The sequence below is a fragment of the Streptomyces sp. NPDC041205 genome (genome assembly GCF_055591765.1).
Window position 1 is genome coordinate 132,276 of the sequence record NZ_JBVIZH010000007.1, and the last position, 17,533, is coordinate 149,808.

The following is a 17,533-nucleotide window of genomic DNA, read 5'->3' on the forward strand; positions in this document are numbered from 1 at the left end:
CCCCACGCCCATGACCCCCGCGCCGTCGGCCGCCGCGACCCCGCCCACCGCCGCCCCGGCCACCGACGCCGCCGCCGTCCACACGGCGGCCCTCGCCCTGGGCGACGACGCCCTGGTGCTCTCGCACCGCCTGGGTGAGTGGGCGGGTCACGCCCCCGTCCTCGAAGAAGAGGTGGCCCTGGCGAACATAGCCCTGGACCTGCTCGGTCAGGCCCGGGTGCTGCTCTCCCTGGCGGGCGACGAGGACGAGCTGGCGTATCTGCGCGAGGAGCGCTCCTTCCGGAACCTCCAACTGGTCGAGCAGCCGAACGGCGACTTCGCGCACACCATCGCCCGCCAGCTGTACTTCTCCGTGTACCAGAACCTCATGTACGGCCAACTGGCGGCGGCCGAAAGCCCATTGGCGCCGCTCGCCGCGAAGGCCGTCAAGGAGGTCGCCTACCACCAGGACCACGCCGAGCAGTGGACGCTCCGGCTCGGCGACGGCACGGCCGAGAGCCATGAGCGGATGCAGCGCGGCGTGGACGCGCTCTGGCGCTTCACCGGAGAGATGTTCGCGCCCGTGGCCGGTCTCGACCTCGACCGGGAAGCCCTGCGGGAGCAGTGGACGGCCACGGTCACCGAAGTGCTCGAGAAGGCGACGCTCACCGTGCCCGAGGGCCCACAGAGCGGGGCATGGACGGCCGGCGCCGGACGCGAGGGCCTGCACACCGAGTCGTTCGGCCGGATGCTCGCCGAGATGCAGCACCTGCACCGCAGCCACCCGGGGGCGTCATGGTGACCACGACCCCCAAAGCACCCTCAGCGCACACCGCCTCCGCCGGACCCGCGCGCACCACGTCCGCCGGACCCACGGCCCCCGCCGAGCCGACAACGGCCCCCGCGCCCACCGCCCTTGAGGCCAGGCTCTACGCCCTCGCGGGCTCTGTGCCGGACCCCGAGCTGCCCGTCCTCACCCTCTCCGAGCTGGGCGTGCTCCGCTCCGTCCGGGTCAGCGGCACCGGTCATGTGGACGTCGAGCTGACACCGACGTACACGGGCTGCCCCGCCATAGAGGCCATGAGCGCGGACATCGAGCAGGTGCTGCGCGAGGACGGCCGGGACGATGTCACGGTGCGCACGGTGCTCTCCCCCGCCTGGTCGACGGACGACATCAGCGCCGAAGGCCGCCGCAAGCTCGCGGAGTTCGGCATCGCGCCGCCCCGCCCGCACGCCGCCGAAGGACCGATCCCGCTCACCCTCACGGTCCGCTGCCCGCACTGCGGCTCGACGGACACCGAACTGCTCAGCCGCTTCTCCTCCACCGCCTGCAAGGCGCTGCGCCGCTGCGTCACCTGCCGGGAGCCCTTCGACCACTTCAAGGAGCTGTGATGGCGCGCTTCCACCCGCTCCGTGTGGCGGCCGTCGAGGAGCTCACCGACGACGCCGTGACGCTGACGTTCGAGGTGCCACCGCACCTGCGCGAGGAGTACCGGTACGCCCCCGGCCAGCACCTGGCCCTGCGCCGTGTCGTCGACGGCACGGAGATCCGGCGTACGTACTCGATCTGCTCCCCTGCCCCGCACCCCCAAGCTCCCGGTGAGCCGAAGCGGTTGCGGGTGGGGGTGCGCGTGGTGGAGGGCGGTGCCTTCTCGACGTACGCGCGCAAGGAGGTCGTCGTCGGGGACGAGCTGGAGGTGATGACACCGGCGGGCCGCTTCACCCTGGATCCGGCTCCGGGGAGGTATGCCGCGGTGGTCGGCGGCAGTGGGATCACGCCGGTGCTCTCCATCGTCACGACGCTCCTGGAGCGCGAGCCGGACGCCGAGTTCTGTCTGATACGCAGCGACCGCACGGCAGCGTCCACGATGTTCCTCGACGAGGTCGCCGACCTGAAGGACCGCTGGCCGGACCGCTTCCAGCTGGTGACGGTGCTCTCCCGCGAGGAGCAGCAGGCGGGGCTCAACTCGGGCCGTCTGGACGAGGAGCGCCTCGCGCGGCTGCTGCCCGCGCTGCTGCCGGTCGAGGAGGTCGACGGCTGGTTCCTGTGCGGTCCCTACGGCCTGGTGCAGGGCGCGGAGCGGACGCTGCGGGCGCTGGGAGTGGCGCGGCGGCGCATCCACGAGGAGATATTCCACGTGGACGACGGCCTCACGACGGCTCCGGCGGTGCCCGCCCCGGCGGACAGCACGGTCACGGTCACCCTCGACGGCCGCTCCGGCACCTGGCCGGTGCGGGCGGGGGAGTCCCTGCTCGACACGGTGCTGCGCAACCGCGCGGACGCGCCGTTCGCCTGCAAGGGCGGAGTGTGCGGTACGTGCAGGGCGTTCAAGGTGTCCGGCGAGGTCCGCATGGACCGGAACTTCGCGCTGGAACCGGAGGAGACCGAGGCCGGCTATGTGCTGGCGTGCCAGTCGCATCCGACCACGGACAAGGTGGAGCTGGACTTCGACCGCTGAGCGGCCCGCCGCGCGGGACCGACGCCGGACAGCGCCGCGACTGTTCCCATCCCATAGAACGTGTTCTATCTTGACGACCCGTCAGAAACAGCGGCGGAGCCGACGAGACCGAACCGGCCGGTGCGGAGGGACAAGCAGTGGACTTCACCTTCACCGAGGAGCAGCAGGCGGCACTCGAGGCGGCCAAGGCGGTCTTCGCCGGAGTCGCGCCGGACGGCGTGCCCAGCCCCGCCCTCACCCCCCGGGCCGTCGCCGAGGACTTCGACCGCGCGCTGTGGGCCAAGCTCGCCGACGCCGACCTGCTCAGCCTGCTGCTGGCGCCCGAGTACGGCGGGTCGGGTCTGGACCCCATCGCGCTCTGCCTGGTGCTGCGCGAGTCGGCGAAGGTGCTGGCGCGTGTCCCGCTGCTTGAGAGCTGTGCGGCCGCGTACGCCGTACAGCTCTACGGCGGCGACGAGTTGAAGCAGGCAGTCCTGGAGTCGACCGCGTGCGGCGGGACCGTCCTGACCGTCGCCGCGAACGGCCGCACCGGTCACGACGGCGCCGAACTCGCCGTCACCGCGCGCCCCGACGGCGACGACTGGATCCTGGACGGCCTCCAGACCGGCGTCCCCTGGGCCTACGACGCCGACATCACCGTCGTGCCCGCCACGACCCCCGACGGCCGCGCCGTCCTCGCTCTCGTGCCGCGCGGGCCGTCCGGACTCGCCCTCGCCGAGCAGTTCTCCACGAGCGGGGAGCGGCTCGGCGAACTGCGCTTGGACGCGGTGCGGGTCGGCGCCCGGGACGTGATCACGGCGGAGGGCGCCTGGGACTTCCTCCGGCACCTGCTCGCGACCGGCACCTGCGCGCTCGCGCTCGGACTCGGTACGGGCGTGCTCGGCATGACGAGTGAATACACCGGCAAACGCGAGCAGTTCGGGTTCCCGGTCGCCACCTTCCAGGCGGTCGCCATGCAGGCCGCCGACCGCTACATCGACCTGCGCGCCATGGAAGTCACCCTCTGGCAGGCCGCCTGGCGGCTCAGCTCACCGGACCGCGCGGGCGCGGGCAGCGGCGGGCCGCTGCCGGTCTCCGCGGATGTGGCGGTGGCCAAGATCTGGGCGTCGGACGGCGTACGCCGGGTGGTGCAGACCGCACAGCACCTGCACGGCGGCTTCGGCGCCGACACCGACTACCCCCTGCACCGCTACCACGCCTGGGCCAAGCACCTGGAGCTCGCGCTCGGCCCGGCCGCGGCGCACGAGGACGCCCTGGGCGACCTGCTGGCGGCACACTCCCTCAGCTGAGGCGACGGCTCGCGACCGGGCGACGGTCGCACCACGCCCACGCCGGGCGGACCACGGAGCCCGACCGGGCCAAATCACCGCGCCGGGCTAGATCACCGTGCCGGGCTGGTCCTTGTCGTCGACGACGGCCTTGCCCGAGGCCTCCCAGACCTGCATGCCGCCGTCGACGTTCACCGCGTCGATGCCCTGCTGCGCGAGATACATGGTCACCTGGGCGGAACGGCCGCCGGACCGGCAGATGACGTTCACCTTGCCGTCCTGCGGCGCCGCCTCGGTCAGCTCTCCGAAGCGGGCGACGAAGTCGCTCATCGGGATGTGCAGCGCCCCCGGCGCGTGACCCGCCTGCCATTCATCGTCCTCGCGGACGTCCAGCAGGAAGTCGCCGTCCGAGAGATCGCCGACCGTGACCGTGGGCACACCAGATCCGAATTGCATGCACCCGACGCTACCCGACCGCCAGCGCCCCACCGCCGCCCACCCACGGGGCACACCCCGCCGTCCCGCTCAGGCGGTCAGCCGCTCCAGCTCGGCCTCGCGCTCCGCGACCTGGGCCAGCAGCTGCTCGGCGATCTCCTCCAGGAGCCGGTCCGGGTCGTCGGGCGCCAGCTTGAGCATCGACCCGATCGCGCTCTCCTCCAGCTCCCGAGCCACGACCGAGAGCAGTTCCTTGCGCCGGGCGAGCCATTCGAGCCGGGCGTACAGCTCCTCGCTCGGCGTGGGCCGCAGCTCCTCGGGCACCGGACCCGCGGCCCACTCGGCGAGCAGTTCCCGCAGCAGCGCCTCGTCGCCACGGCCGTACGCGGCGTTCACGCGGGTGATGAACTCGTCGCGGCGCCCGCGCTCCTTCTCGTCCTGCGCGAGGTCGGGGTGGGCCTTGCGGACCAGCTCCCGGTAGAGCTTGCGGACCTCGTCGCTCGGCCGCACCCGCTGCGGCGGCCGGACGGCCTGATCGGTGAGCATCGCGGCGGCCTCGGGGAAAAGGCCGTCGCCGTCCATCCAGCCGTGGAACAACTCCTCGACCGCCGGCATCGGCAGCACCCGCGCCCGCGCCTCGTCCGCCTTGCGCAGGTCCTCCGGGTCCCCGGACCGCGCCGCCACGGCCTCGGCGATCAGGGCGTCCAGCTCGTCCAGGCGCGAGTACATCGGTCCGAGCTTCTGGTGGTGCAGCCGGGAGAAGTTCTCCACCTCGACCCGGAACGTCTCCACGGCGATCTCGTACTCGATCAGCGCCTGCTCGGCGACGCGCACGGCCTTCTCAAGCCGCTCCTCGGGCCGCGCACCGGCACCGGCCTGGGCGCCTGCCGCCGTCCCGGCGCCGACGTCCGCCTGATCGCCCGCCTCGGACGGCGTCCCGGAACCCGACCCACCCTCCGACTCCGCGTCGGACCGCGCCCCTGCCGCCGTCTCGTGCGGCCGCTCCGCCGCCTCATACGGCTGCTCGGGCGTCTCAGGGCTCGTCGGCTCGGCTTCCGGGGTCGTCACCTGTCCAGCCTAGGCCACAGCTCCCGGGGTCACGGCGCCCTGTTCCACGGCCCGCAGCCGCCCCTCCCGCACCGCGGCGACCAGTTGGGCGTGGTCGGCCTCCGTGCGGTCCGCGTACGTCACCGCGAAGGCGGCCACGGCCTCGTCCAGCTCGTCGTTCTTGCCGCAGTACCCGGAGATGAGCCGGGGGTCGGCGCTGTGCGCGTGGGCGCGGGCGAGCAGGGCGCCGGTCATGCGGCCGTAGTCGTCGAGCTGGTCGGCGGCGAGGGCGGCCGGGTCCACGCTGCCCTTGCGGTTCCTGAACTGCCGTACCTGGAAAGGCCGTCCGGAGATCGTCGTCCAGCCGAGCAGGAAGTCGCTGACGACCTGCATACGCTTCTGGCCGAACACCACCCGCCGGCCCTCGTGCTCGCTCTCCTGCTCCTTGAATCCGGCCACCGGCAGGTGCGGCAGCAGCGCGGAGGGCCCGGCCTCCTTGACCTGGAGGACCAGCGGCTCCCCCCGGTGGTCGAGGAGCAGCACCACATAGGAGCGCAGTCCGACGCTGCCGGTGCCCACGACGCGGAAGGCGACGTCCTGGATGGAGTACCGCGCGAGGAGGGGGAGGCGGTCCTCCGGCAGGGTGGTGCGGTACTCACCGAGGGCCGCGGCGACCGCCGACGCCTCCTCGTCCGGTATCCGCCGCAGCACCGGGGGCGCTTCGACGAAGCGCCGGGGCGTGACGTGGCCCGTCGGGGTCCCGGCGTCCGGGACCGGTTCGGTGGACTTGGCGGCGAAGCGGGCGCTCGTGTTCTGCCGGGCCTTCTCGGAGACACGGTCGAGGGTGCCGAGCAGGTCGCGGGCGTCGGTGTGGGAGACCAGTTCCTCGTCGGCGATCGCGTTCCAGGCGTCCAGTACGGGGAGCTTGGCGAGGAGGCGCATCGTGCGGCGGTAGGCACCCACCGCGTCGTAGGCCGCCTCGGCGCACGTGTCCTCCTTGGCGCCCGCTTCCCGTCCGGCCAGGACGAGGGAGGTGGCAAGGCGCTTGACGTCCCACTCCCACGGCCCGTGCACCGTCTCGTCGAAGTCGTTCAGGTCGATGATGAGGCCGCCGCGCGCGTCCCCGTAGAGACCGAAGTTGGCCGCGTGGGCGTCGCCGCATATCTGGGCGCCGATGCCGGTGAGCGGGGTGCGGGCGAGGTCGTACGCCATGAGTCCGGCGGAGCCGCGCAGGAAGGCGAAGGGGGACGCGGCCATCCTGGCCACCCGCAGCGGCGTCAGCTCCGCGAGCCGTCCCCTGTTCGTCTCCTCCATCGCCGAGACGGGGTCGGGACGGTGGTCGTCCACCACGAACTCCGCGTGCGCGGAGCGCGGGGTGCGCCCGCGCAGCACCTTGCCCTCCTGCTTGGGCTGCGCGGACCCGCCGGCTCCGCCCGCGGGCCAGTGCGCGAACCCCTCCACACGCGGCAGCCGCCGACCGCCCGACCGCTCCTCGACCCCCGAGTCACCGACCCCCGAGAACGCCACTCCGTCGCCGCCCACACCCATCGCCCCCCTGTTGCTGACACACGGCCACCGTCGGCCCCCCGCGAACTCGATCGCCGGGCCTCACGAACTCGCCGGACCTCACGAACTCAACTGACTCCGACGGTACCGCCGCGGGCGATTCCCCGTCACAGCCTGTGGATAACTCCCCGCCCCGCCCACCGAGCCCGCGAAAATGCCTGTTCAGGTGGCAAGCCCCAGCGCCAGCGCACCGGCGACCGGAGCCGCGTACACCAGCGGGAAGGGAATGTGGGCGTACCAGCGCGCCCGGACCACGGCGACGACGGCCCCGGCGAAGTACAGCACCAGGCCGATCCCGGCAGCGGCCCCGACCAGCGGCAGGAACAGCCCGGCCACGAGCCCGAGAGCCCCCGCCGCCTTGGCCGCCCCCAGCCACGGCAGCCACGCCATCGGAATGCCGTAGTCGGCCATGGGCTCGACGACCCACTTGGCCCGCAGGAAGACAGAGACAGCGGAGAAGCCGGTCATGGCGGCGGCGACGAGGGTGACGACGACGTAGGCAGTGGACATCCGAAAGGCTCCTCATCAAGCAGTACGCCGACGCGGTTCCGCCCCGGCCGGGCCCGTGCGGCCCGTCACCGCCATGACGCACGGCACCGCGGGAATGTGACCGACGGGTGCCGGGAAATCCGCACGGACCACGATCGTGAGATAGCTCACCGCTGAGGCCCAGGTCACCCGGAGCGGCCAGAAGCCCCAGGGCATTCGGGAGCTCAGAACATCCAGGACCCGAGGACACCCGGCGCACCTGGAACACCCAGGCGCCCGGACCGCGGACCAACACGAGAAACGGGCCCTCACCAAGGACTCTCGTCCTTGATGAAGACCCGTTCATCGGTTCTTCTCTGTGCGCGAGGGGGGAGTTGAACCCCCACGCCCTTTCGGGCACTGGAACCTGAATCCAGCGCGTCTGCCTATTCCGCCACCCGCGCATGGGTGTTGTCTTTGGGTCTCTCACTGGTTGGTGCGAGCGCCTGCCGACATCCAGAAGATTAGCACGCTGGAGAGGGTGGATTCACATCCGTATTCGGGGGCACCCGCACGGCACCCGGGGACGTACCGACAGCCTGCGCGGACGTGTCGTACCCCGTCCTCACCAGCCACCCCGGCCACATCGCGGCCCGTCCCCGCCGCGCCGCCACCCCGCCCCCGCGCAGGGCTCCGCGCAGGGCTCCGCTCGAACAGAACCGGCCGAACCACCCGCCCGACGCAACCAAGGCGGACGTCAAGTCCTCCTCCTAGGTCCACAGCCGCGTGCGGGACACTGTCTTGAGACCCCCTCTACGATCCCTCGTAAGAGGAAGTAGGAGGAGGCCCGAGCCAGGCCAGGCCCGGGACCCGGAAGGAGCCCACAAGGAGCGCGGAAGTAGCCCCGAGCGGAGCGCGGCACCAGGCGCGGAGCGAGCCCGGACCGAGCCGTCGGCCACGCCTCCGACGCGGGACTCAGGAAGGTTCCCGCGGGAGCCCTGACCGATCCCGGAGGATCGGCGGAGCGAACCCGGGCGGAGCCCCGGGTCACCCCTGAGGGAACCCTGAGGATCGCGGAAGACCAGTGCGGGCATGCCTTGTGAGGGGCGACACTCGTGGTCCGGGCGGACAGGGGGAACCACCTGATTTCCCGGCGCGTGGATACGATCAGTAAGCAGTACGAGGATGACAACGACGGAGGAGGTGCCCCATGGGAGTCCTGAAGAAGTTCGAGCAGCGACTCGAAGGTCTGGTCAACGGCACCTTCGCCAAGGTGTTCAAGTCCGAGGTCCAGCCCGTCGAGATCGCCGGCGCCCTGCAGCGCGAGTGCGACAACAACGCGACGATCTGGAACCGCGAGCGGACCGTCGTTCCGAACGATTTCATCGTGGAGCTCAGCGCACCCGACTTCGAGCGCCTGAGCCCGTACTCCGGACAGCTCGGCGACGAGCTCTCCGGCATGGTGCGTGAGTACGCGAAGCAGCAGCGGTACAGCTTCATGGGCCCCATCAAGGTCCACCTGGAGAAGGCGGAGGACCTGGACACGGGCCTCTACCGGGTACGCAGCCGCACGCTCGCGTCCAGCACCTCGCAGACTCCCGACCCCGCTCCCGGTGGCCCCGGCGGGCCCGGCGCCCCCGGCGGCGGCCCCACGAGCGCGGGCCAGGGCCCCCGCGGCGGCTACGGCTACCCACAGGGCCCCTCGGGCGCCCCTCCCATGCCCGCCGCGCCGCCTCCCGGCGCGGGCGCGGGCCGCGGAGCCGCTCCGGCGGCGGCGCGGCCGCAGGGGCCGGGCTCCGGCTCCCCGGGCGCGCAAGTGCGGCGCTGGATTGAGATCAACGGCAACCGCCATCAGATCTCCCGCCCGACGCTGGTGCTGGGTCGCAGCACCGACGCCGATGTGCGGATCGACGACCCCGGCGTCTCGCGCCGGCACTGTGAGATCCGGACCGGAACGCCCTCGACGATCCAGGATCTCGGGTCTACCAACGGCATCGTGGTAGACGGGCAGCACACCACCCGCGCTACGCTCCGCGACGGCTCGCGGATCGTCGTGGGCAGCACCACCATCATTTACCGGCAAGCCGAAGGGTGAAGCGGGGGCAATGTCAGAGCTGACCCTGACGGTCATGCGGCTGGGTTTCCTGGCCGTTCTGTGGCTGTTCGTGATCGTGGCCGTCCAGGTCATTCGCAGCGACCTGTTCGGTACGCGCGTCACCCAGCGCGGTGCGCGCCGTGAGGGCGGCCGCCAGGCGGCCCGCCAGCAGGCCGCGCCGCCGCCACAACGCCAGCAGAGCGGCGGCCGCCAGCGTCGTGGCGCCCCCACCAAGCTGGTCGTCTCGGAGGGCACCCTCACGGGCACCACCGTCGCGCTGCAGGGGCAGACGATCTCGCTGGGCCGGGCACACGATTCGACCATCGTCCTTGACGACGACTACGCCTCCAGCAGGCATGCCAGGATCTACCCGGACCGTGACGGCCAGTGGATCGTCGAGGATCTCGGGTCCACGAACGGCACGTATCTCGACCGGACCCGCCTGACCACCCCGACGCCCGTTCCGCTGGGCGCGCCGATCCGCATCGGCAAGACCGTCATCGAGCTGCGGAAGTAGTGCTACATCATGAATGAGCGCGAGCGGAGCGAGCGAGCCGACGCGGTCCAGGACCTGGACGCCAGCGCGCTCCCGACCGGAGGGTGGGCACCGTGCGGATGTACCCGGAGCCGACGGGCGAGGTGCGCATGAGTCTGTCACTGCGCTTCGCCGCCGGATCGCACAAAGGCATGATCCGGGAGGGGAACGAGGACTCCGGCTACGCGGGTCCGCGTCTCCTCGCCATCGCCGACGGCATGGGGGGCCAGGCCGCGGGCGAGGTCGCCAGCTCCGAGGTGATCTCGACGCTCGTCACGCTCGACGACGACGTCCCCGGCTCCGACATCCTCACGTCGCTCGGCACGGCCGTGCAGCGGGCCAACGACCAGCTGCGGCTGATGGTCGAGGAGGACCCGCAGCTCGAGGGCATGGGCACCACCCTGACCGCCCTGCTGTGGACCGGTCAGCGGCTCGGCCTCGTGCACGTCGGCGACTCGCGCGCGTACCTGCTGCGCGACGGCGTGCTCACGCAGATCACGCAGGACCACACCTGGGTGCAGCGGCTCGTCGACGAGGGCCGCATCACCGAGGAGGAGGCGACGACGCATCCGCAGCGCTCGCTCCTGATGCGCGCGCTCGGCAGCGGCGACCACGTGGAGCCGGATCTGTCGATCCGTGAAGTCCGCGCGGGCGACCGGTACTTGATCTGCTCCGACGGCCTCTCCGGCGTCGTGTCCCACCAGACGATGGAGGACACCCTCGCCAGCTACCAGGGCCCCCAGGAGACCGTGCAGGAGCTGATCCAGCTCGCGCTGCGCGGCGGCGGCCCCGACAACATCACGGTGATCGTCGCCGACGTCCTGGACATCGACACCGGCGACACCCTCGCGGGCCAGCTGTCCGACACCCCCGTGGTGGTCGGCGCGGTCGCCGAGAACCAGCTCCAGGCGAACGACGACGGCGCCATGCAGACGCCCGCGGGCCGCGCGTCCGGCCTCGGCCGCCAGACCCCGCCCAGCCCCTCCGGAGGCGGCTTCGGCCCGCCCGGAAGCGGCGACGCCGCCCCCGGGTACGCCCCCGAGGGCGGCTCCTTCGGGGCGTACGGCGACGAGGACCTGGTGAAGCCCGGCGGCGGCCGCAAGTGGCTGAAGAGATCGCTGTACATCGCGCTGGCCCTCGCCGTCGTCGGCGGCGGCCTGTACGGCGGCTATCGCTGGACCCAGACGCAGTACTACGTCGGCACCAAGGACGAGCACGTCGCGCTCTACCGCGGCATCGACCAGGACCTCGCCTGGGTGAGCCTGTCGAAGGTCGAGAAGGACCACCCCGAGATCGAACTCAAGTACCTGCCGCCGTACCAGCGCAAGCAGGTCGAGTCCACGATCCAGGAGGGCAACCTCGACGACGCCGAGAAGAAGATCGGCGAGCTCGGCCTGCAGGCGTCGGCGTGCAAGAAGGACGCCGAGCGGCGCGCCATCGAGCGGGAGAACCGCGAGAAGCGCGAGCGCGAGAAGAAGGACAACACCAAGCCCGGTGAAGGCGAGGCGGGCGGCCAGGACGGCTCGCCCGACCCGGCCGACACCTCCAAGCCCGACTTCCGCAACGCGAGCTTCCGCGCGGCGGACGACCCGGGCACCAAGGACGACAAGTCCAAGTCCACCACCGCACCGACTCCCACACCCGGCCCCAGCCTCTCCCAGCAGGAGAAGGATCTGGTCCCGCAGTGCGGTAAGCAGTAAGCAGCCGTTGGGGGCCCTTGCACGCCATGAGCAGTAGCACTACACAAACGTCGACGATCGGCGCCATCGGTGCGCCGAGCCGGCGCAACACCGAGCTCGCGCTCCTGGTGTTCGCCGTCGTCATCCCGCTGTTCGCCTACATGAACGTGGGCCTCGCCATCTCCGGCGAACTGCCGCCCGGCATGCTCAGCTACGGCCTGGGCCTCGGCCTGCTCGCGGGCGTCGCGCACCTCGTCGTGCGCAAGTTCGCGCCGTACGCGGACCCGCTGCTGCTGCCCCTCGCCACGCTGCTCAACGGCCTCGGCCTGGTGGTCATCTGGCGGCTCGACCAGTCGGAGAAGCTCCAAGCGCGGCCCACTTTCTCCGAGGCCGCGCCCAATCAGCTGCTCTACTCCGCGGTCGGCATCGCGCTGTTCGTCGGCGTACTGCTGCTGCTCAAGGACCACCGCGTCCTGCAGCGGTACACGTACATCTCCATGGTCGCCTCGATCCTGCTGCTCCTGCTGCCGCTGGTGCCCGGCCTCGGCATGAACGTCTTCGGCGCGAAGATCTGGATCCGCGTCGGCGGGTTCTCGATCCAGCCCGGTGAGTTCGCGAAGATCGTCATCGCGGTGTTCTTCGCCGGATACCTGATGGTGAAGCGGGACGCGCTCGCCCTCGCCAGCCGCCGCTTCATGGGCCTGTACCTGCCGCGTGGCCGTGACCTCGGTCCGATCCTGGCCGTGTGGGCGATGTCCATCCTGATCCTGGTCTTCGAGACCGACCTCGGTACGTCGCTGCTGTTCTTCGGCATGTTCATCGTGATGCTGTACGTGGCCACGGAGCGCACCAGCTGGATCGTGTTCGGTCTGCTGATGTCGGCCATCGGCGCCGTCACCGTGGCCTCCTTCGAGCCGCACGTCAAGGTGCGTGTGGACGCCTGGCTCGACCCCTTCAACAAGGAAGTCATCGCGTCGACCGGGACCGACCAGATCGCCCAGTCGATGATGGCGTTCGGCTCCGGCGGCACCCTCGGCACCGGCCTCGGCCAGGGCCACTCCGACCTCATCGGCTTCGCCGCCAACTCCGACTTCATCCTCGCCACGTACGGCGAGGAGCTGGGCCTCGCCGGGATCATGGCCGTCCTGCTGATCTACGGCCTGATCGTGGAGCGCGGTGTGCGCACGGCGCTCGCGGCCCGCGACCCGTTCGGCAAGCTGCTCGCGGTCGGCCTGTCCGGCGCCTTCGCCATCCAGGTCTTCGTCGTCGCGGGCGGCGTCATGGGCCTGATCCCACTGACGGGTATGACGATGCCGTTCATCGCGTACGGCGGTTCCTCGGTGATCGCGAACTGGGCGCTCGTGGGCATCCTGCTGCGCATCAGCGACACCGCGCGCCGCCCGGCCCCGTCGCCCGCCCCGAACCCCGACGCCGAGATGACCCAGGTGGTACGGCCGTGAACAAGCCTCTGCGCCGCATCGCGATCTTCTGCGGCCTGCTCGTCCTCGCGCTGCTCGTCCGCGACAACTGGCTGCAGTACGTCAAGGCCGACCACCTCGCCGAGCACGAGATGAACCGCCGCGTGCCCATCGAGCGGTACGCCCAGCCGCGCGGCGACATCATCGTCGACGGCAAGGCCATCACCGGTTCGCAGAAGGTCGACGGCGACGACTTCAAGTACAAGCGGACCTACAAGAACGGGCCCATGTGGTCGCCCGTGACCGGCTTCGCCTCGCAGCGCATCGGCGCCACCCAGATCGAGTCCATCGAGGACCGCATCCTCACCGGCAACGACGACCGGCTCTTCTTCCGCCGCAGCCTCGACATGCTGACCGGCAAGAAGAAGGAGGGCGGCAACGTCGTCACGACGCTCAACCGGGACGCCCAGAAGGCCGCGTACGACGGTCTGAAGAACAAGGGCAAGGGCGCCGTAGCCGCCATAGACCCCTCGACGGGCGCGATCCTCGCACTGGCCTCGACGCCCTCGTACGACCCCTCGAAGTTCGCCGGCAACACCAACGCCGAGGCGGAGACCTTCGGGAAGCTCGACAAGGACTCCGACAAGCCGATGCTGAACCGCGCGCTGCGCGAGACCTACCCGCCCGGCTCCACCTTCAAGGTGGTCACGGCCGCGGCGGCGATGGAGCACGGCCTGTACACGGAGATAGACGAGAAGACGAAGTCCCCGCTGCCCTGGACGATGCCGAACACCACGACCGAGCTGAAGAACGAGGGCAACATCCCCTGCAAGAACGCCACGCTCCGCGAGGCGCTGCGGGTGTCCTGCAACACGGTCTTCGGCAAGATCGGCTCGGACCTCGGCAAGGACAAGATGCTGGAGACGGCCGAGAAGTTCGGCTTCAACGAGGAGCAGTTCGTCCCGGTCCGCTCGAACGCCTCCGTCTTCCCCGAGGAGATGGACAAGCCGCAGACCGCGCTCTCCTCCATCGGCCAGTTCGAAACCGCGGCGACGCCGCTGCAGATGGCGATGGTCACCTCCGCGATCGCCAACGACGGCACCCTGATGGAGCCGTACATGGTCAAGGAGCTCCAGGCGCCGAACCTCGACGTGATCGAGAAGCACTCGCCCAAGGAGATGAGCGAGCCGCTGTCCAAGGAGAACGCGCAGAAGCTCCAGGACATGATGCAGACCGTCGTGAACGAGGGCACGGGAACCAACGCCAAGATCCCGGGCGTCACAGTGGGCGGCAAGACCGGTACCGCTCAGCACGGTCTGAACAACAGCAAGAACCCGTACGCCTGGTTCATCAGCTACGCCAAGACCGACTCGGGTTCCCCGGTCGCCGTGGCCGTGGTCGTCGAGGACAGTGACGCCAGTCGTGGCGACATCTCCGGCGGTGGGCTCGCGGCACCGATCGCGAGGGACGTGATGAAGGCGGTCATCGACAGCAAGAAGTGACCCCTGTCACGACCCCTCCACATCGGTGCACGTTGCGATACCGGTCCTGTATCGGGTGACGATTGCGGCCGGGTCACGTCAGGCGAGCCGGGTACGGTATGCCCGGACAGCACACCGCCGGACCGCGCAACACGGTGCGGTCGGGACCGACGGAGAGGGCTGGAATAGCTATGGAAGAGCCGCGTCGCCTCGGCGGCCGGTATGAGCTGGGCCAGGTGCTCGGCCGCGGCGGGATGGCGGAGGTCTACCTCGCGCACGACACCCGCCTCGGCCGCACCGTGGCGGTGAAGACGCTGCGAGTCGACCTCGCCCGCGACCCGTCGTTCCAGGCCCGGTTCCGCCGTGAGGCCCAGTCGGCCGCCTCGCTCAACCACCCGGCGATCGTCGCGGTCTACGACACCGGCGAGGACTACGTCGACGGGGTCTCCATCCCGTACATCGTGATGGAGTACGTCGACGGCTCCACGCTGCGCGAGCTGCTGCACTCCGGGCGCAAGCTGCTGCCCGAGCGGGCCATGGAGATGACCATCGGCATCCTCCAGGCCCTGGAGTACTCGCACCGCAACCAGATCGTCCACCGCGACATCAAGCCCGCGAACGTCATGCTGACGCGCAACGGCCAGGTCAAGGTCATGGACTTCGGCATCGCCCGCGCGATGGGCGAGTCCGGCATGACGATGACGCAGACGGCCGCCGTCATCGGCACCGCACAGTACCTCTCCCCGGAGCAGGCCAAGGGCGAGCAGGTCGACGCGCGCTCCGACCTGTACTCGACGGGCTGTCTGCTGTACGAGCTGCTGACCGTCCGCCCGCCGTTCGTCGGCGACTCGCCGGTCGCGGTCGCCTACCAGCACGTCCGCGAGGAGCCCCAGGCCCCCAGCGTCTTCGACGGCGAGATCACGCCCGAGATGGACGCGATCGTCCTGAAGGCGCTCACCAAGGACCCGGACTACCGCTACCAGTCGGCCGACGAGATGCGCGCCGACATCGAGGCCTGCCTCGACGGCCAGCCCGTCGCCGCCACGGCCGCCATGGGCGCCGTCGGCTACGGCGGCCACCCCGACGACCAGGCCACGGCCATGCTCCGCCCGCAGAACGGCGCGGGCCACGGCCAGACGTCCATGATGCCGCCGGTCAACCCGGACGACGGCTACGACGACGGGTCGCGGCGCGGCCGGGGCCAGAAGAAGAGCAACACGTCGACGATCCTGCTGATCGCCGCGGGCGTGCTCGTCCTGGTGGGGGCGATCCTCATCGGGAAGTGGGCGTTCAGCGGGAACAGCGGAACCAGCGACGACAAGAAGGCGCCGAACTTCGTCGGCCAGACACTGAAGGAAGCGCAGGAGTCGGCGAAGAACGTCGACCTGGAGATCGCGGTGTCCAAGCGCCAGCCCTGCGAGAAGTACCCCAAGGGGCAGATCTGCTCGCAGAACCCCGGCGAGGACACCAAGGTCGAGAAGGGCGACACGATCAATGTGGTCGTGTCGACCGGTGCGCCGAAGGTCACCGTTCCTGACGTCGAGGGCCTCACCTTCGACAAGGCCGAGAGCCGACTCAGGGACAAGGGCTTCGAGGTCACGAAGAAGACCCAGGAGTCCGAGCAGAACCCGGGCGTCGTGATCAGTCAGAACCCGCCGGGCGACACGGAGGCTCAGAAGGGCACCACCATCACGCTGACGGTCGCTAAGAAGCAGCAGAAGCCCGTCGTCCCCGATGTCTCCGGTCAGACCTGGGAAGCCGCGAAGAAGCAGATCGAGGACAACGGCCTCGTACCGAGCCGCCAGGACGTCGAGAGCGACAGCGTCGAAGAAGGCAAGGTCATTCAGACCTCGCCCGCGGCCAACACCGAGGTCGACCCCGGCTCCACGGTGACCGTCCAGGTCGCCAAGAAGAAGGCCGAGGAGGAGCCGGAGGAGGCCACCGTCCCGACGGTCGGCGGCCAGACCCTCTCGGACGCCCGTGACGCCATCGAGGACGCCGACCTCACCGTGGGCACCATCACGGGCCCGCAGGACGACGACGCCCGGGTGGTCCTCTCCACGCCGGGCGGCGGCCAGAAGGTCCCGTCCGGCACCGCGATCAACCTGGTGACCACCGGCGGCTCCGGCGACCCGGGCGGCGGCGACCAGGGCGGCGGCGACAACGGCGGCGGCTTCATCGAGGGCGCCACCGGCTTCGGCCGCCACGGGCGGGACTGACGCCTCCGGCGGTACAGCGGACAAGGACGAGGGCCCCGGCACCAGAAGGTGCGGGGGCCCTCGTCATGCTCCGGTCTCGCGTTCTGGGACCGCTCAACGATCTCGCGTCCTGGGACCGCTCAACGGCTCAGCGGCTAGCTCAGCTCCCGCGGCGGCGTCCGCCTGTTGTCCACCTTCTCGATCCGCTCCAGCTTGCCCCACACCACGTAGCGGTAGTTCGACGTGAAGACGGGGGTGCACGTGGTGAGCGTGATGTAGCGGTCCGCCTTCTTCGCGCCCGACTCCTTCGGGATGGGGTCCAGGACGCGGACGTTGTACTTCGAGGTCTGTGGGAGGGTCTTGTAGACCTTGTAGACGTACCACTTGTCGCGGGACTCGAAGACGATCGGGTCGCCCTCGTCGATCTTGTCGATCTTGTGGAACTTCGCGCCGTGGCCGTCGCGGTGGGCGGCCAGGGTGAAGTTGCCCTTCTCGTCCTCGGGCAGGGCGGACTTGATGGGGGCCGTGTAGTAGCCGGCGACGCCGTGGTTGAGGGTCTTGGGGTTGGTGCCCTTGGTGACGAGGATCTCGCCGCCGCTCATCGAGGGCACGTGCAGGAAGCCGATGCCGTCCTTGGTGTCGATGGCGCCGGGGCCCTTCGCCTCCCAGTGGTCGCGGACGCGGTTCCCCTGCTTCTTGGCCTCGCGGTCCGCTATGACGTTGGTCCACCACAGCGAGTAGGCGACGAACAGGCCGAGGATCACGCCCGCGGTGATGAGGAGTTCGCCGAAGACGCTGACCGCCGTCGCGATCCGGCCACGGCCGCGCTGCCGCGGCGCGGGCTCCTCGGCCCGCGCGCCCCGCTCCTGCTCATCCTCTTCGGTGGTGGCTGCCACTGCGTCTGC

General features: G+C 70.6%; 16 protein-coding genes and 1 tRNA gene. 11 read left to right on the forward strand and 6 right to left on the reverse strand.

The window, feature by feature from the left end:
* Nucleotides 1-10: 10 nt before the first annotated feature.
* From paaC to ACZ6BG_RS28215, 4 genes are all read left to right on the forward strand, one after another.
* On the forward strand, nt 11-781 hold the full coding sequence (paaC, locus tag ACZ6BG_RS28200) for a 1,2-phenylacetyl-CoA epoxidase subunit PaaC (RefSeq protein WP_469007190.1): 771 nt from the start codon (nt 11-13) through the stop codon (nt 779-781).
* Complete coding sequence (gene paaD, locus ACZ6BG_RS28205; protein ID WP_469006515.1) at nt 775-1,371, forward strand: 1,2-phenylacetyl-CoA epoxidase subunit PaaD; 597 nt, start codon at nt 775-777, stop codon at nt 1,369-1,371. The genes paaC and paaD overlap by 7 nt, the downstream gene beginning before the upstream one ends.
* Nucleotides 1,371-2,438: a 1,2-phenylacetyl-CoA epoxidase subunit PaaE gene (gene paaE / locus ACZ6BG_RS28210; protein ID WP_469006517.1), complete on the forward strand. Its 1,068-nt coding sequence runs from the start codon at nt 1,371-1,373 to the stop codon at nt 2,436-2,438. Before paaD ends, paaE begins: the two co-directional genes overlap by 1 nt.
* 137 nt (nt 2,439-2,575) lie before the next feature.
* Nucleotides 2,576-3,727 carry an acyl-CoA dehydrogenase family protein gene (locus tag ACZ6BG_RS28215; RefSeq protein ID WP_469006519.1) on the forward strand — a complete coding sequence of 384 codons (1,152 nt, stop codon included), beginning with the start codon at nt 2,576-2,578 and terminating at the stop codon, nt 3,725-3,727.
* 87 nt (nt 3,728-3,814) lie between these two features.
* Here the strand turns inward: ACZ6BG_RS28215 and ACZ6BG_RS28220 are convergent, their stop codons facing one another.
* The 5 genes from ACZ6BG_RS28220 to ACZ6BG_RS28240 all read right to left on the reverse strand — a co-directional run bounded on the left by ACZ6BG_RS28220 (nt 3,815) and on the right by ACZ6BG_RS28240 (nt 7,686).
* Nucleotides 3,815-4,144, reverse strand: coding sequence for a rhodanese-like domain-containing protein (locus ACZ6BG_RS28220; RefSeq protein WP_469007193.1), 330 nt, complete (start codon nt 4,142-4,144; stop codon nt 3,815-3,817).
* A gap of 87 nt (nt 4,145-4,231) precedes the next feature.
* A complete protein-coding gene (locus tag ACZ6BG_RS28225; RefSeq protein WP_469006521.1) occupies nt 4,232-5,209 on the reverse strand; it encodes a J domain-containing protein in 978 nt (325 codons plus the stop codon).
* Nucleotides 5,210-5,218: 9 nt separating this feature from the next.
* The gene (locus tag ACZ6BG_RS28230; protein ID WP_469006523.1) at nt 5,219-6,736 is read right to left on the reverse strand and encodes a DUF2252 domain-containing protein; all 1,518 of its coding nucleotides are present in this window, start codon (nt 6,734-6,736) and stop codon (nt 5,219-5,221) included.
* A 180-nt stretch (nt 6,737-6,916) separates the two neighbouring features.
* Nucleotides 6,917-7,264, reverse strand: a complete 348-nt coding sequence (locus ACZ6BG_RS28235) for a DoxX family protein (protein ID WP_469006526.1) — start codon at nt 7,262-7,264, stop codon at nt 6,917-6,919.
* Between the two features lie 338 nt (nt 7,265-7,602).
* A tRNA-Leu gene (locus ACZ6BG_RS28240) sits at nt 7,603-7,686 on the reverse strand.
* Between the two features lie 145 nt (nt 7,687-7,831).
* On the opposite strand from ACZ6BG_RS28240, the gene ACZ6BG_RS28245 reads away from it, so the two are divergent.
* The 7 genes from ACZ6BG_RS28245 to pknB all read left to right on the forward strand — a co-directional run bounded on the left by ACZ6BG_RS28245 (nt 7,832) and on the right by pknB (nt 16,649).
* Nucleotides 7,832-7,996, forward strand: a complete 165-nt coding sequence (locus ACZ6BG_RS28245) for a hypothetical protein (protein WP_469006528.1) — start codon at nt 7,832-7,834, stop codon at nt 7,994-7,996.
* 436 nt (nt 7,997-8,432) lie between these two features.
* The gene (locus ACZ6BG_RS28250) at nt 8,433-9,317 is read left to right on the forward strand and encodes an FhaA domain-containing protein (protein WP_469006531.1); all 885 of its coding nucleotides are present in this window, start codon (nt 8,433-8,435) and stop codon (nt 9,315-9,317) included.
* Between the two features lie 10 nt (nt 9,318-9,327).
* A complete protein-coding gene (locus ACZ6BG_RS28255; RefSeq protein ID WP_469006533.1) occupies nt 9,328-9,834 on the forward strand; it encodes an FHA domain-containing protein FhaB/FipA in 507 nt (168 codons plus the stop codon).
* Between the two features lie 128 nt (nt 9,835-9,962).
* Nucleotides 9,963-11,552 (forward strand): Stp1/IreP family PP2C-type Ser/Thr phosphatase, encoded by a 1,590-nt coding sequence (locus ACZ6BG_RS28260; protein WP_469006535.1) that lies wholly within the window; start codon nt 9,963-9,965, stop codon nt 11,550-11,552.
* Between the two features lie 26 nt (nt 11,553-11,578).
* Nucleotides 11,579-12,991, forward strand: a complete 1,413-nt coding sequence (locus tag ACZ6BG_RS28265; protein ID WP_469006538.1) for an FtsW/RodA/SpoVE family cell cycle protein — start codon at nt 11,579-11,581, stop codon at nt 12,989-12,991.
* The gene (locus tag ACZ6BG_RS28270) at nt 12,988-14,451 is read left to right on the forward strand and encodes a peptidoglycan D,D-transpeptidase FtsI family protein (RefSeq protein ID WP_341951188.1); all 1,464 of its coding nucleotides are present in this window, start codon (nt 12,988-12,990) and stop codon (nt 14,449-14,451) included. Before ACZ6BG_RS28265 ends, ACZ6BG_RS28270 begins: the two co-directional genes overlap by 4 nt.
* Nucleotides 14,452-14,621: 170 nt before the next feature.
* Nucleotides 14,622-16,649 carry a Stk1 family PASTA domain-containing Ser/Thr kinase gene (gene pknB, locus ACZ6BG_RS28275; protein ID WP_469006542.1) on the forward strand — a complete coding sequence of 676 codons (2,028 nt, stop codon included), beginning with the start codon at nt 14,622-14,624 and terminating at the stop codon, nt 16,647-16,649.
* Between the two features lie 134 nt (nt 16,650-16,783).
* Here the strand turns inward: pknB and ACZ6BG_RS28280 are convergent, their stop codons facing one another.
* Entirely contained in the window at nt 16,784-17,524 is a 741-nt protein-coding gene (locus tag ACZ6BG_RS28280) for a class E sortase (RefSeq protein WP_469006545.1), read from the reverse strand.
* Between the last annotated feature and the right edge of the window lie 9 nt (nt 17,525-17,533).